At 58.8% G+C, this 14389-nt stretch carries 13 protein-coding genes; 11 read left to right on the forward strand and 2 right to left on the reverse strand.

Annotated features, from left to right (window positions below):
* Positions 1-256: 256 nt before the first annotated feature.
* Both ACTJLA_RS00005 and ACTJLA_RS00010 read right to left on the reverse strand, forming a co-directional pair.
* The gene (locus ACTJLA_RS00005) at positions 257-1477 is read right to left on the reverse strand and encodes a CaiB/BaiF CoA transferase family protein (protein ID WP_054920883.1); all 1221 of its coding nucleotides are present in this window, start codon (positions 1475-1477) and stop codon (positions 257-259) included.
* A 13-nt stretch (positions 1478-1490) separates the two neighbouring features.
* Positions 1491-2672 (reverse strand): acyl-CoA dehydrogenase, encoded by a 1182-nt coding sequence (locus ACTJLA_RS00010; RefSeq protein WP_314547232.1) that lies wholly within the window; start codon positions 2670-2672, stop codon positions 1491-1493.
* Positions 2673-2828: 156 nt separating this feature from the next.
* Between ACTJLA_RS00010 and ACTJLA_RS00015 the strand changes: the two genes are divergently transcribed.
* From ACTJLA_RS00015 to ACTJLA_RS00065, 11 genes are all read left to right on the forward strand, one after another.
* A complete protein-coding gene (locus ACTJLA_RS00015; protein WP_236453083.1) occupies positions 2829-3728 on the forward strand; it encodes a LysR family transcriptional regulator in 900 nt (299 codons plus the stop codon).
* Between the two features lie 452 nt (positions 3729-4180).
* Complete coding sequence (locus ACTJLA_RS00020) at positions 4181-5302, forward strand: Re/Si-specific NAD(P)(+) transhydrogenase subunit alpha (RefSeq protein WP_034129252.1); 1122 nt, start codon at positions 4181-4183, stop codon at positions 5300-5302.
* A 15-nt stretch (positions 5303-5317) separates the two neighbouring features.
* A complete protein-coding gene (locus ACTJLA_RS00025) occupies positions 5318-5638 on the forward strand; it encodes an NAD(P) transhydrogenase subunit alpha (RefSeq protein WP_003187417.1) in 321 nt (106 codons plus the stop codon).
* A complete protein-coding gene (locus ACTJLA_RS00030; RefSeq protein WP_034129251.1) occupies positions 5638-7074 on the forward strand; it encodes an NAD(P)(+) transhydrogenase (Re/Si-specific) subunit beta in 1437 nt (478 codons plus the stop codon). The genes ACTJLA_RS00025 and ACTJLA_RS00030 overlap by 1 nt, the downstream gene beginning before the upstream one ends.
* 229 nt (positions 7075-7303) lie before the next feature.
* A complete protein-coding gene (locus ACTJLA_RS00035) occupies positions 7304-8797 on the forward strand; it encodes an acetyl-CoA hydrolase/transferase family protein (protein WP_003187414.1) in 1494 nt (497 codons plus the stop codon).
* A 318-nt stretch (positions 8798-9115) separates the two neighbouring features.
* Complete coding sequence (locus tag ACTJLA_RS00040; protein ID WP_003187413.1) at positions 9116-9331, forward strand: DUF1127 domain-containing protein; 216 nt, start codon at positions 9116-9118, stop codon at positions 9329-9331.
* A 330-nt stretch (positions 9332-9661) separates the two neighbouring features.
* Entirely contained in the window at positions 9662-9982 is a 321-nt protein-coding gene (locus ACTJLA_RS00045) for a DUF2388 domain-containing protein (RefSeq protein ID WP_034129250.1), read from the forward strand.
* A gap of 106 nt (positions 9983-10088) precedes the next feature.
* Positions 10089-10397 carry a DUF2388 domain-containing protein gene (locus ACTJLA_RS00050; protein WP_127880280.1) on the forward strand — a complete coding sequence of 103 codons (309 nt, stop codon included), beginning with the start codon at positions 10089-10091 and terminating at the stop codon, positions 10395-10397.
* Between the two features lie 39 nt (positions 10398-10436).
* A complete protein-coding gene (locus ACTJLA_RS00055) occupies positions 10437-10757 on the forward strand; it encodes a DUF2388 domain-containing protein (RefSeq protein ID WP_003187408.1) in 321 nt (106 codons plus the stop codon).
* Positions 10754-12715: a DUF7844 domain-containing protein gene (locus ACTJLA_RS00060; protein WP_057975168.1), complete on the forward strand. Its 1962-nt coding sequence runs from the start codon at positions 10754-10756 to the stop codon at positions 12713-12715. Before ACTJLA_RS00055 ends, ACTJLA_RS00060 begins: the two co-directional genes overlap by 4 nt.
* Positions 12716-13081: 366 nt before the next feature.
* Positions 13082-14389 (forward strand): CitMHS family transporter, encoded by a 1308-nt coding sequence (locus ACTJLA_RS00065; protein ID WP_003187405.1) that lies wholly within the window; start codon positions 13082-13084, stop codon positions 14387-14389.

Raw genomic sequence — 14389 nt, forward strand, 5'->3', positions numbered from 1 at the left:
GCGTTACACGCTGCTGTCAACACCTCTTTTTCAACTTCCTTTTGGCTTCGATGAACTGAAGCAACTTGCTGCCGAAAACTGCGTAACTCATTGTTTAACAAGGAGTTTTCCGTTTCGACTGCGCCGGAAGTGGGGCGAATTATAGACAGATATAATTCGCCGTCAACTCTTAATTCCGCTTTTCTATCAATAAGTTAGCTTCGGCTAAAAAACAACCAGCTCTCCACTGGACTTCTATCTATATAGAAGGAAAAGCTTAAATAACACCTGCTTCCTTCAATGCAGCCACATGAGCAGCTCCCAGCCCCAGAACTCCTTGCAGCACCTGAAGCGTGTGCTCGCCCAGTAGAGGAGGCGCACTCCGGTACTCTACAGGCGTCTTGGATAAGCGTATCGGGCTCGCAACCTGAGGCACCATCCCCGCCAATGCATGAGGCAACTCCACCGCCAAGCCACGCGCCTTGACCTGAGGATCGGAAAACACCTGCGCCAGATCATTAATCGGCCCACACGGCACGCCCACTCGCTCCAGCTGCGACACCCACTCAGCGGTAGTCTTGAAGACCGTCGCCTGGCGAATCAAGGGAATCAGCTCCGCGCGATTAGCCACCCGTGCGCGATTGGTGGCGAAACGCACGTCATCCGCCCATTGTGGTTGCCCAGCGACTTCAGCGAATTTACGGAACTGCCCGTCATTGCCTACTGTGAGAATGAAATCTCCATCGGCAGTGGGGAAATCCTGATAGGGCACAATATTAGGGTGAGCGTTGCCCAGGCGCTTGGGCGGCGTCCCGGTGGTCAGGTAATTCATCGCCTGATTCGCCAGGCAAGCCACCTGCACATCCAGCAACGCCATGTCGATATGCTGCCCACCACCATCGTGATCGCGATGAGCTAGCGCAGCCAGGATAGCCACGGTCGAATAAAGCCCGGTCAAGATATCGGTCAAGGCTACGCCAACCTTTACCGGCCCGGCGCCTTCATCCCCTTCAGGCCGCCCCGTCAGGCTCATGAGCCCACCCAAACCCTGGATCATGAAGTCGTAACCGGCGCGCATCGCATAGGGGCCCGTCTGGCCAAACCCCGTGATGGAGCAGTAAATCAGCTCCGGGTTAACCTCTTTGAGGGATTCGTAGTCCAGCCCATACGCCGCAAGGCCACCCACCTTGAAGTTTTCGATCAGGATGTCCGACTTGGCAGCCAGGTCGCGTACCAACTTCTGCCCTTCCGGTCGCGTAAAGTCGATGGTCACCGACTCTTTATTACGGTTGGCCGATAGGTAGTACGCCGCCTCACTGGTGTTCTCGCCATCCGCATCCTTAAGGAAGGGAGGGCCCCAAGCGCGCGTGTCATCGCCGCTGCCCGGCCTTTCGACTTTGATCACCTCGGCCCCAAGGTCTGCAAGAATCTGCCCGGACCAAGGGCCCGCGAGTACTCTCGACAAATCCAGCACTCGCAGATGCGAAAGCGCGCCCATGCCCATGCTCCTATTAATAGAACGCTTGAAGACCGGTTTGCGCGCGCCCCAGGATCAAGGCATGCACGTCATGGGTCCCTTCATAGGTGTTGACCACTTCCAGGTTGACCAGGTGGCGTGCCACCCCGAACTCGTCAGAGATGCCGTTACCGCCCAGCATGTCCCGGGCCATGCGTGCGATGTCCAATGACTTGCCACACGAGTTACGCTTCATGATCGAAGTGATCTCCACCGCCGCCGTACCCTCATCCTTCATCCGCCCCAGGCGCAGGCAACCTTGCAGGGCCAAGGTAATCTCGGTCTGCATGTCTGCCAGCTTCTTCTGGATCAGCTGAGTGGCAGCCAATGGGCGACCAAACTGCTGGCGATCGAGTGTGTACTGGCGCGCGGTATGCCAGCAGAACTCAGCAGCCCCCAGCGCACCCCAGGAGATCCCGTACCGTGCCGAGTTAAGGCAGGTAAACGGCCCTTTCAAACCACGTACATCCGGGAAGATATTTTCTTCCGGCACAAATACGTTATCCATGACGATTTCACCGGTAATGGAGGCCCGCAACCCCACCTTGCCGTGGATAGCCGGAGCGCTCAGACCTTTCCAGCCTTTTTCCAAGACAAAGCCACGGATATCTCCCGCATCGTCTTTGCCCCACACCACAAACACATCCGCAATCGGACTGTTGGTGATCCACATCTTCGCGCCGGTCAGGCTGTAGCCGCCATCCACTTTGCGTGCACGGGTAATCATCGCCCCCGGATCGGAACCATGGTTGGGCTCGGTCAGCCCAAAGCAACCGATCCATTCACCAGAGGCCAGTTTGGGCAAATACTTCTGTTTTTGCGCCTCGGTACCAAACTCATTGATCGGCACCATGACCAGGGAAGACTGCACACTCATCATCGAGCGATAGCCGGAGTCGACACGCTCGACCTCACGAGCAATCAAACCGTAGCTGACGTAGTTCAACCCGCTGCCGCCGTATTGCTCGGGGATCATTGCCCCCAGCAAACCGGTTTCGCCCATCTCACGGAAAATAGCGGGGTCTGTCTTTTCATGGCGGAAGGCTTCGAGCACACGAGGAGCCAGCTTGTTCTGAGCAAATTGCTCGGCGCTGTCACGCACCATGCGCTCTTCTTCGGTGAGCTGTTGATCCAGCAGCAGTGGATCGATCCAGTTGAAGCTTGCCTTGCCAGCCATGAATAAGTCCTCGCGAAAAAATCAGAAGTCGTGGATCCAGACTAGGCGCGGTCGGCGCAGAGGGCAAACGAGGATTTTGCATAGGCTTGTGCTAATTTCTCACTTCGTAACACTCAAAAAGCCCATAAATGCGCTTTATCTGTGAGGGCAATGTACATGCGCCGGAAAATCCCCAGTACCACCGCACTCATCAGCTTTGAGGCAGCAGCCCGCCACGAGAGCTTCACCAAGGCAGCAATGGAGCTTTCCATCACCCAAGGCGCGATTTGCCGACAGATCGCCAGCCTGGAGGAGTTTTTGAGTGTCGAACTGTTTCGCCGCTCACGCCGCGGCGTGAAGCTGACGGAGGCTGGACTGTCTTATAGCCGTAGGGTTGCAACACAGCTGGACGCCGTGGAGCGCGACACCTTGTCGGTAATGGGCCAGCAAGGCGCCAATGTGATCGAACTGGCGGTGGTGCCCACCTTCGGCACGCAGTGGCTGATCCCACGCCTGAAGGACTTTCAACATCAGCACCCGGAAGTCACGGTGAACCTGACGAACCGCACACGCCCCTTCCTGTTCGCCGATACCGAGTTCGATGCGGCGATCTACTTCGGAGATGCCGATTGGTCGGGTACGCAATCCCACAGGTTAATGGGCGAAAACCCAGTACCGGTCTGCAGCCCGCGCTTACTCGGCGACCGCACGCACTTCACCCCTCAACAGATCGCCGAGCTGCCACTGCTGCAGCAGACCACACGCCCCTACGCCTGGCGCCAATGGTTCAACGCCCAACAACTGAGCATCCCTCGCGACATGACAGGCCCTCGATACGAGCTATTCTCGATGCTGTCTCAAGCGGCCATGCATGACATGGGCATCGCACTGATCCCTCCTTTCCTCATCCAGCAGGAGCTGAAGGAGCAACAATTGGTAATCGCCAGCACTGAAGCACTGACCAGCGAAAAGGCTTATTACCTGATGATTCCTGACAGAAAGGTCGAATCTGCCTCTCTGCATGCATTCAGGGACTGGCTGGTCGACCAGTCAAGACGCTACAACCCAAGTAAATGAAGGACAAAGCGCAATTACTGACTTTGTAGTCAAATAAATTAAGAGCCTACAGATGTACGTATATGTCGCATTTAAACAGGCTGTACTTGTCAGCCAAAAATAAGGCTAAAAGCCATGTATTTCATGGCTCGTAGCGACTCTTACCGGTCAATGCACGACTATTCACACTGGCAATGGAAAAACGGACCGAAAACGCCTGAACGCCTTTAAAGACCTGTATTTAAAGAGGTTATTTCAGCCTGTTGCGACAATCAGTCACAGGGTGACTTGTAGTTAATTTTTCGTCACCCGTCATAATCCCTTGATGGCCGTAAAGTTCGCCTGCAAAATGCCGCGCCCCGCTGTCATTTCAGCGGGATCGTGCTGATCGGCCGCCCCAGTTGCGCCACTCGCGGTGCACTGGCCTTTTTACAAAAAGATCAAAAGCAAAAAGATCATGCAGGAGATTTGACGTGCACATTGGTGTTCCTCTCGAAACCCAGACCGGTGAAACGCGGGTGGCTGCCACCCCGGAAACCATCAAGAAGCTGATCGGCCAGGGCCATAAGGTCACTGTACAAAGCGGCGCAGGCATCAATGCCAGCATCGTCGACAGTGCCTATGAAACGGCAGGCGCTACCATTGGCAGCGCCAACGACGCATTTGGCGCCGAGCTGATTCTCAAAGTGGTTGCCCCCAGCGACAGCGAACTTGCGCTGATCAAAAGTGGCACCGTATTGGTGGGCATGCTCAATCCGTTCAGCAACGAAACCATCGCCAAGCTCGCCGAGCGCGGCATCACCGCCTTCGCCCTGGAAGCCGCGCCGCGCACGTCACGCGCTCAAAGCCTTGATGTGCTGTCTTCGCAAGCCAACATCGCCGGTTACAAGGCCGTGTTGCTGGCCGCTCATCACTACCCGCGCTTCATGCCGATGCTGATGACTGCTGCCGGCACTGTAAAAGCCGCACGCGTACTGATCCTTGGCGCCGGTGTGGCGGGCCTGCAAGCCATCGCCACGGCCAAGCGCCTGGGCGCGGTGATCGAAGCGTCCGACGTACGCCCGGCGGTTAAGGAGCAGATCGAATCCCTGGGCGCCAAGTTTGTCGACGTTCCCTACGAAACCGATGAAGAGCGTGAATGCGCCGTCGGTGTCGGGGGCTACGCACGCCCGATGCCCACCAGTTGGATGCAACGCCAGGCCCTGGCCGTGCACGAACGCGCCAAACAGGCCGATATCGTCATCACCACCGCCCTCATCCCGGGCCGCAAGGCGCCGACCCTGCTCAGCGCCGATACCGTGGCGCAGATGAAACCCGGCTCGGTGGTCATCGACCTCGCCGCTGCCCAGGGTGGCAACTGCCCGCTGACCGTGGCCGACCAGGTCGTGGTGGAAAACGGCGTGATCATCTGCGGCCCGACCAACCTGGCGGGCGCTGTCGCCGCCGATGCGTCGGCCTTGTATGCGCGCAACCTGCTGGACTTCCTGAAGCTGGTTTTCACCAAGGAAGGGCAGTTTGAAATCAACCTCGAAGACGACATCGTCGCCGCGTGCCTGATGTGCCGCGACGGCCAAGTCATCCGCAAAAACGCCTAAGCAGGGATTCAGACGATGGAAGAGCTTATCTCCCCCGGTATCTACAACCTGATCATCTTTGTGCTGGCGATTTATGTCGGTTATCACGTGGTCTGGAACGTAACACCCGCATTGCACACGCCGCTGATGGCCGTGACCAACGCCATTTCCGCGATTGTCATCGTCGGCGCCATGCTGGCTGCCGCGCTGACCGTCACCCCGTTGGGCAAGACCATGGGCACACTGGCCGTGGCCCTGGCGGCGGTAAATGTCTTCGGTGGCTTCCTGGTCACCCGCAGAATGCTTGAAATGTTCAAGAAGAAAGCCCCGAAAGTAAAAGAAGAGGCGCCCAAGTAATGAGCATGAATCTCGTGACGACGCTCTACCTGATCGCGTCGATCTGTTTCATCCAGGCCCTCAAAGGCCTCTCGCACCCGACCACTTCGCGGCGCGGCAACCTGTTCGGCATGCTCGGCATGGCGCTGGCGGTACTCACTACCGTCGGCCTCATCTATAAGCTGGGGGCTGAACTGGCGACTGCCGGTATCGGCTACGTCATCGTTGGCCTATTGGTTGGCGGTACCGCCGGCTCGATCATGGCCAAGCGTGTTGAAATGACCAAGATGCCCGAGCTGGTCGCCTTCATGCACAGCATGATCGGCCTGGCAGCGGTGTTCATCGCCATTGCCGCCGTGGTCGAGCCGCAGTCCCTGGGCATCGTCAAGCACTTGGGCGATTCGATACCGGCCGGTAACCGCCTGGAACTGTTCCTCGGTGCTGCTATCGGTGCAATCACCTTCTCCGGCTCGGTGATCGCATTCGGCAAGCTGTCGGGCAAGTACAAGTTCCGCCTGTTCCAGGGCGCACCGGTACAGTTCGGCGGCCAACACAAACTGAACCTGGTACTCGGCCTGGCAACCCTGGGCCTGGGCCTGGCGTTCATGTTCACCGGCAATCTCAGCGCATTTGCACTGATGCTGGCCTTGGCCTTCGTGCTGGGTGTGCTGATCATCATCCCGATTGGCGGCGCCGACATGCCCGTGGTGGTGTCGATGCTCAACAGCTATTCCGGCTGGGCAGCGGCGGGCATCGGTTTCTCGCTGAACAACTCGATGCTGATCATCGCCGGTTCCCTGGTGGGCTCCAGCGGCGCGATCCTGTCGTACATCATGTGCAAGGCGATGAACCGCTCCTTCTTTAATGTGCTGTTGGGCGGTTTCGGCAATGCGCCGGATGCTGGCGCTGCGACGGGCTCCAAAGAAGCACGCCCGGTGAAGTCCGGCTCCGCTGATGACGCCACCTTCCTGCTGACCAACGCGGACACCGTGATTATCGTCCCAGGCTACGGCCTTGCGGTCGCGCGGGCACAACACGCGCTCAAGGAGCTGACTGAGAAGCTGACCCACCACGGCGTCACCGTAAAGTACGCGATCCACCCGGTGGCGGGCCGTATGCCGGGGCACATGAACGTATTGCTGGCCGAGGCCGAAGTGCCTTACGACCAGGTGTTCGAGATGGAAGACATCAACTCCGAGTTCGGCCAGGCCGACGTGGTGCTGGTATTGGGCGCCAACGACGTGGTCAACCCGGCCGCCAAGAACGACCCGAACTCACCCATCGCCGGCATGCCGATCCTCGAGGCGTTCAAGGCCAAGACCATCATCGTCAACAAGCGCTCGATGGCCAGCGGCTATGCGGGCCTGGATAACGAGTTGTTCTACCTGGACAAGACCATGATGGTGTTCGGTGATGCCAAGAAGGTCATCGAAGACATGGTCAAAGCCGTCGAATAACACTGCGCCAGCGCAATACCCGAAACCCTGGCCTCACGTAGGCTGGGGTTTTTTTATGGTTCCCCCGTTCTGCGTGGGAACGGGGTGTTCCGCGTCCCGCTTTGCACACACATGAAACCCGACCAAAGGCTCTAAATCGTGACCTGGCATTCGACCATGGTAGCGGGCCGAAACTTTTTGAAATCACTACACTGCCCACCTTGCTTTCCGTAGCCAGAGATAACAATTCATGTACCGTGATCGTATCCGCTTGCCTTCGTTGTTGAACAAGGTCATGAGCGCGGCAGACGCCGCTGCACTGATCGAGGACGGCATGACCGTCGGCATGAGCGGCTTCACCCGTGCCGGTGAAGCCAAGGCCGTCCCCCACGCCCTGGCCGAACGAGCCAAGACTTCGCCGCTCAAAATTACGCTGATGACCGGCGCCAGCCTGGGCAATGACCTGGACAAGCAGTTGACCGAAGCCGGCGTACTGTCACGACGCATGCCCTTTCAAGTCGACAGCACCCTGCGCAAGGCGATCAATGCCGGCGAGGTGATGTTTATCGACCAGCACCTGTCGGAAACCGTCGAGCAACTGCGCAACAATCAGCTCAAATTGCCCGACATCGCCGTGATCGAAGCCGTCGCGATCACTGAGCAGGGGCATATCGTGCCCACCACTTCCGTAGGCAACTCGGCCAGCTTCGCGATTTTTGCCAAACAGGTGATCGTCGAGATCAACCTGGCGCACAACCCGAACCTGGAAGGGCTGCACGACATCTACATCCCGACTTACCGGCCGACGCGCACGCCAATCCCGCTGGTGAAAGTCGACGACCGTATTGGCAGCACCGCGATTCCGATCCCGCCCGAGAAGATCGTCGCCATCGTCATCACCAACCAGGCGGACTCCGCCTCTACGGTAACGCCGCCTGACAGCGACACCCAAGGCATCGCCAATCACCTGATCAACTTCCTCAAGCAAGAAGTCGATGCCGGGCGCATGACCAACAAACTCGGCCCGCTGCAAGCCGGCATCGGCAATATTGCCAACGCAGTGATGTGCGGATTGATCGAGTCGCCGTTCGAAGACCTGACCATGTACTCGGAAGTGTTGCAGGATTCGACCTTTGACCTGATCGATGCCGGCAAGCTGAGCTTTGCCTCCGGCAGTTCGATTACCTTGTCGGAGCGGCGTAATGCCGATGTGTTCGGCAACCTGGAGCACTACAAAGACAAATTGGTGCTGCGCCCGCAGGAAATTTCCAACCACCCTGAAGTGGTACGCCGCCTGGGCATCATCGGCATCAATACCGCGCTGGAGTTCGATATCTACGGCAACGTCAACTCCACCCATGTCTGCGGCACGCGGATGATGAACGGCATCGGTGGCTCCGGGGATTTCGCCCGCAATGCGCACCTGGCGATCTTCGTTACCAAGTCCATTGCCAAAGGCGGCGCGATTTCCAGCGTGGTACCGATGGTCAGCCATGTGGACCACACCGAACATGACGTGGACATTCTCGTCACCGAAGTAGGCCTTGCCGATCTGCGGGGCCTGGCGCCACGGGAGCGCGCCCGGGTCATCATCGATAACTGCGTGCATCCTGCCTATCGCGATGCGCTCAACACTTACTTCGATGCGGCCTGCGCCATCGGCGGGCATACGCCGCACATCCTGCGCGAAGCACTGAGTTGGCACATCAATCTGGAAGAAACCGGGCACATGCTCAAGGCTTGATGAGTACAGATCCGGGCTGATGCAAAGACAGTTTCATCAGCTCGGTGAACCCACACACACTTATGAAAAAAACTGTACTGCTGTACTGGTCATTTCCTACCGAAATATCCCACACACCAACTCAAAAATGCCTATTTCGCACCTTTTAAGTGCGCACAGGTACAGTTGCCCCAATTTCGTACCGTACAGCCTCGCTAAACAGTTAACTGGCCTCTCACAATACAGGTGAACTGTATCTAGAGAGTCTTGCCTCGGAGGAGGATCATTGGCATCAGTTAAACCACTACCTAATCCCGCCACAAGCGGAAGGATGTCATCATGGAACGTACACTCAGTTCCGAACTGTTCTTCGAAGAAAAAGCTGTAAACACCCAGGCTTCCCTGCCTTTGCGCGTTCTCGCCAACCTGATGTTGTGGCAGCGCCGCATCTCCAGCCGCCACCAACTGGCTCGCCTGGATTCGCGTCTGCTGGCTGACGCCGGTATCAGCGAAGCTCAACGCTACGAAGAGCTGAGCAAGCCGTTCTGGCGCTAAGTGGCGCCCGCTGGCCCTGACCTGACGGGTCCACTGCCAGCACCCTGATTTGTCAAAGCAAAGCCCGCCCCGGGTAACCGGAGGCGGGCTTTGTTGTATCTGCGATAGCGCATTGGATTGGCTCGATTCAAGCCCACAGATACAGTTTTAAATTTATAAAATATGACAGGTACAGTTTAATTACAGGCTTCCGAATAGCCCTGCACACGCCTAATATCGGTTCACCACGTGGCGAACCCTGTAGAGCGTGCGTCTGATGCTCGACAGTCCCAGTCCGTTTCATTGTGGCCGTTTCGCGCCACCTTATTATTCGTCTACAGGAGTTACCCCATGACCCGTCTTCGCCTGCTGTGCACTGCCGCTGTGCTGACCTTGGCTGCCAATGCCAACGCGAGCAGCCTGATCATGACGACCGACTCGATCGTCGGCGCTCTGAAGGCAACCTCCGATGCCACGTCTGATGCCACTTCATCCCTGCGCGACAACAAGGTCGTACAAGCCGCCCGAGATGACGCCGCCAGCTTTGTCGCCAGCGAAGGCGCCATCCGTGGCGTGAAACTGGAAAGCGCCCTGGCCCAGATCCGTCAACAAGCGCCGCAATTGAATACCGCTACCGATGCACAGCTGGCACAGGCCATCCTGGCTATCTGATCCACGGCAACCAGAGGGGAGCGCCCGCCGCTCCCGTCTGGCTCGGTGCTGGCTCTCGCCCGGCCGTTGCGCTAGCCTTGGCGCTCGCTTTCAGTTGTCGAGTCCCATGGCTTTTTCATACCGTTTATTGATTGTTCCTGCACTGTTTTGCGCCTGCTGGTCACCCCTGGCTTCAGCGTTGGATGTGTCCACCCAGAGCACGGTTGTCAGCGTGTATGCCACCAGCAAAGTGACCTCTGCGCCGTTCGACAATAAGTTGGTCATGGCCGCTCGGGATGATGCTGCCGCTTTCATTGCCACTGACGGCCAATGGCGGGGCGCACGCCTGGAGTCCGCGCTGGACTATCTACGCCGTACCCAGCCAAAACTTCATGCAAGCGACCTTGAACTGGCGCAAGCAATTCTCGTCCAATAATCATCATTGTATTTCTATCTTTGTCATTGGAGTCACCCCATGCGTAGCCCGCTGATCGTCGCCGCCCTCGGCCTGCTGTTTTTGGCCGATGTCGCCCAGGCGCAAACCTTGAAGGCCACCAGCAACATCGTCGTGCGAGCCTCGGCGCGCACCATTGATTTCACCTCGGACACCACCACCTCCATCCGCGACTCCAAGATCGTGCGCGAAGCCCACGATGACGCCGCCAGTTTCGTCGCCACCAATGGCGAGATCCGTGGCGCCCAGCTGGAAGCCGCGTTCGATACCCTTCGCACCCGCGTGCCAGAAGCCCGTGATGCCAGCGACCAGACCCTCGCCGAAGCTATCCTCGCTCTGTGAGGCGTCTCAAAACCTGGCTCCTGGCCGGGGCCGTGCTGCTGTGTGCAAGTACAGCCCAGGCCGGCCTGCAACTGCGGCTCAAGACCCAAGGCTTGAGCCCGGCCGAACAGCAGGCCAGCCAGGCATTGCTCGATGAAGCACTGCGTTCCTTGCCACCGCGCTTTGTCGAGCAGCTGGATCGACGTATCGATGTCGGCTGGACCGACAAGATGCCTGAAAACGCCTACGGCCAGGCATCCCTGGTGTCCGAGCTGGACCTCAACCAGAACCTGCTCGCCAGCCTGACTGACGGCAGCGCCGCCACCCAGAAAACCAATCGCCCCCACGGTACCGTGCGCCGGGAGATGCTCGCCACCGTGCTGCATGAACTGACCCACATCTATGACCGTGCGCGCCTGTGGTCCAAGGACGAGCGCACGCTGATCCAGCGCTGCAGCCGCCAGAACAACATCACCGGCTTGATCGGCTTGCCCGACCAGTGCCGTGGCCAGAACGACCGCCGCTTTACCCTCAGTGACGACCCGCGCCTGCTGGACCTCGCCGGCTGGCCACAATATGTCGGTCGCCGCGGCGAGCGTGAGCAGCACAACCATCAGGTGGTGCGCAGCCCGGACATCTACGAAACCACCAGCCCACTGGAATTCGTAGCGGTCAACATGGAGTACTTCCTCCTGGACCCCAGCTACGCTTGTCGCCGCCCCGCGCTGTTCCGATATTACAAGGATCACTTCGGCTGGGCACCGCCCGTACAGGACACCTGCGCCAGCACCTATGCCTTCCTGAACGCGGGCAACGATTTCGCCAAGACGCCCCTGGGCCAGATCGATCCGGAGCGCGTGTATGAAATCGACTATCTGCTGGCCGAAGCCAACCAGAACCTGGTGAGCCGTTGGGGCCATAGCATGTTGCGCCTGGTGATTTGCGCTCCAGGCCGCCCGCGTGGCCCGGATTGCCGGCTGGATCTGGACCGGCATCTGGTGCTGTCTTACCGTGCCTTCGTCGGTGACGTCCAGCTGTCCAGCTGGGATGGCCTGGTGGGCAAATACCCGTCGCGGCTGTTCGTACTGCCGCTGGCCCAGGTCATTGATGAGTACACCAAGACCGAACTGCGTGGCCTGGCGTCGGTGCCGCTGAAGCTCAGCCGCCAGGAAATCAACGACACCGTCGAACATGCGGCTGAGATGCACTGGAGCTATGACGGTAACTACTTCTTTATCTCCAACAACTGTGCGGTCGAAAGCCTGAAACTGTTGCGCAGCGGCAGCGCCAACCCGCAATTGACCGGCCTGGACAACATCACCCCCAACGGCTTGCTGGAAGTGCTCAGCGCCCGCGGCCTGGCCGATACCAGCGTATTGAATGACAAGCGCGAGGCACTGCGGCTGGGGTATCACTTCGACTCGTTCCGCGAGCGCTACCAGGCCATGTTCGATGTGCTGCGCAAGCAACTGCCGATCAAGCAGACCCAGGTCGAAGACTGGTTGTCCCTGGATGCGCAAGCGCGTCGCCAATGGTTCAGCCAGGCCGACCTGCGTACCAGCGCCGCGCTGTTGCTGCTGGAGCAGGCCAGCTATCGCAAACAACTGATGCTCGCCCAGGATGAGGTCAAACAACGCTATCTCAATGCCCGCGAGCTGAAATACGGCGGCATGGAGAAAGCCAACAACACGCTGCAGCAAATTCTCGCCAACAGCGGCTTCCTGAGTCGCCCGGCCGAGTTGCTGGACAGTGGAGGTTATGGCCTGCCGCAACCCTCAGAAGCCAAACGCCTGGAATCGGAGAGCGCCGAACGCCAGAAGCAGTTGCAGTCGTTGACCGGCGAGCTGGATAAAGAGGTGAGGGCGCTGCTCGATCCATCCCGCGCCGCCGAGATCGCCGCGTGTGAAGCCAACCTCAAGCAGGTGGGTGAGCATTTGCGGGCCTTGCACAAAGCCGCCGGCGGCCTGGAACTACCCTGATAGTCTGGCAGCGACCACTATCCAAATGTGGGAGCTGGCTTGCCTGCGANCCATAAGAGATGTTGGCTGATACACCGCCATCGCAGGCAAGCCAGCCCCCACATTTTGTTCTGCACCAACCTGAAGAATGATGCCTGCCCTTCATCAGCTGTTTTCTCAGCGAAAGCTGGCTGAAAGCTTCCCCGTCTAGGATCGCCCTCACTGCCGGCAACAGACCGGCTGTTAACAACAACAATGGTGATTCCCGATGTCCGCTCGTACCCGCCTGTTCGCTCCAACTCCACCCGTACGCCTCGTGCCTTTCGTTCTGCGCTGACCGCCACTCGGTCCGCCATTCCCTAGCCGCGCTACGCCTGGAGTATTCCTATGCTGACTTTCCTTGGCTTTGCCATGGTCATCACGTTCATGTTCCTGATCATGACCAAGCGCCTGTCCGCGCTGATCGCCTTGATCATCGTGCCGATCCTGTTCGCGCTGTTCGGCGGTTTCGCACCGAAGATCGGCCCGATGATGCTCGAAGGCATCACCAAGCTTGCGCCGACCGGCGTGATGCTGATGTTCGCCATCCTATATTTTGCCTTGATGATCGACTCCGGCCTGTTCGACCCGGCCGTGCGCAAGATCCTCAAGATGGTCAAGGGTGACCCGCTCAAGGTGTCGGTCGGCACCGCGGTACTGGCCCTGGTGGTCTCTCTGGACGGTGACGGTGCCACCACCTATATGATCTGCGTCGCGGCCATGCTGCCGCTGTACCAGCGCATCGGCATGAGCCCAAGAATCATGGCCGGCCTGATCATTCTCGCCGGTGGCGTCATGAACATGACCCCCTGGGGCGGCCCGACGGCGCGCGCCGCCAGTGCGCTGCATGTAGACCCGTCGGACATCTTCGTACCGATGATCCCAGCCATGGCCGCCGGTGTGGTGGCGATCCTGGTGATTGCCTACATGTACGGCAAGCGCGAACGTGCGCGCCTGGGTGAATTGCACCTGCAGGGCGACGAGATCGACCACAGCGAAATCAGCGTGTCGCAATTCCCCGACGCCCGCCGTCCGAAATTGATCTGGTTCAACGGCGCCCTGACCCTGGCGTTGATGTGCACCCTGATTGCCGGCCTGTTGCCGCTGCCGGTGCTGTTCATGGTGGCGTTCAGTATCGCCATGATCGTCAACTACCCATGCCTGCAGCAGCAAAAAGACCGCGTCGCGGCTCACGCAGGTAGCGTATTGGCGGTGGTGGGCTTGATCTTCGCCGCCGGTATCTTCACGGGCATCCTGTCGGGCACCGGCATGGTCGACGCCATGTCCAAGAGCCTGTTGGCGGTCATCCCAGAAGCGATGGGCCCTTACCTGGCGGTGATCACCGCGCTGGTAAGCATGCCGTTCACCTTCTTCATGTCCAACGACGCGTTCTACTACGGCGTACTGCCGGTACTGGCCGAAGCTGCCAGCCATTACGGCATCACCGCGGTGGAAATGGCGCGGGCGTCGATCGTCGGGCAACCCGTGCATTTGCTGAGCCCACTGGTACCCTCGACGTACTTGCTGGTTGCTCTGGCGGGTATCGAATTCGGCGATCACCAGCGCTTCACACTCAAGTGGGCAGTGTTGGTGTGCCTGTGCATAATGTTCGCCGCATTGCTGATGGGGATTTTTCCGCTGTTCAGCACTCTATAA

It is taken from the genome of Pseudomonas sp. 22072 (genome assembly GCF_052046095.1).
GTDB classification, from domain to species: domain Bacteria; phylum Pseudomonadota; class Gammaproteobacteria; order Pseudomonadales; family Pseudomonadaceae; genus Aquipseudomonas; species Aquipseudomonas paracarnis.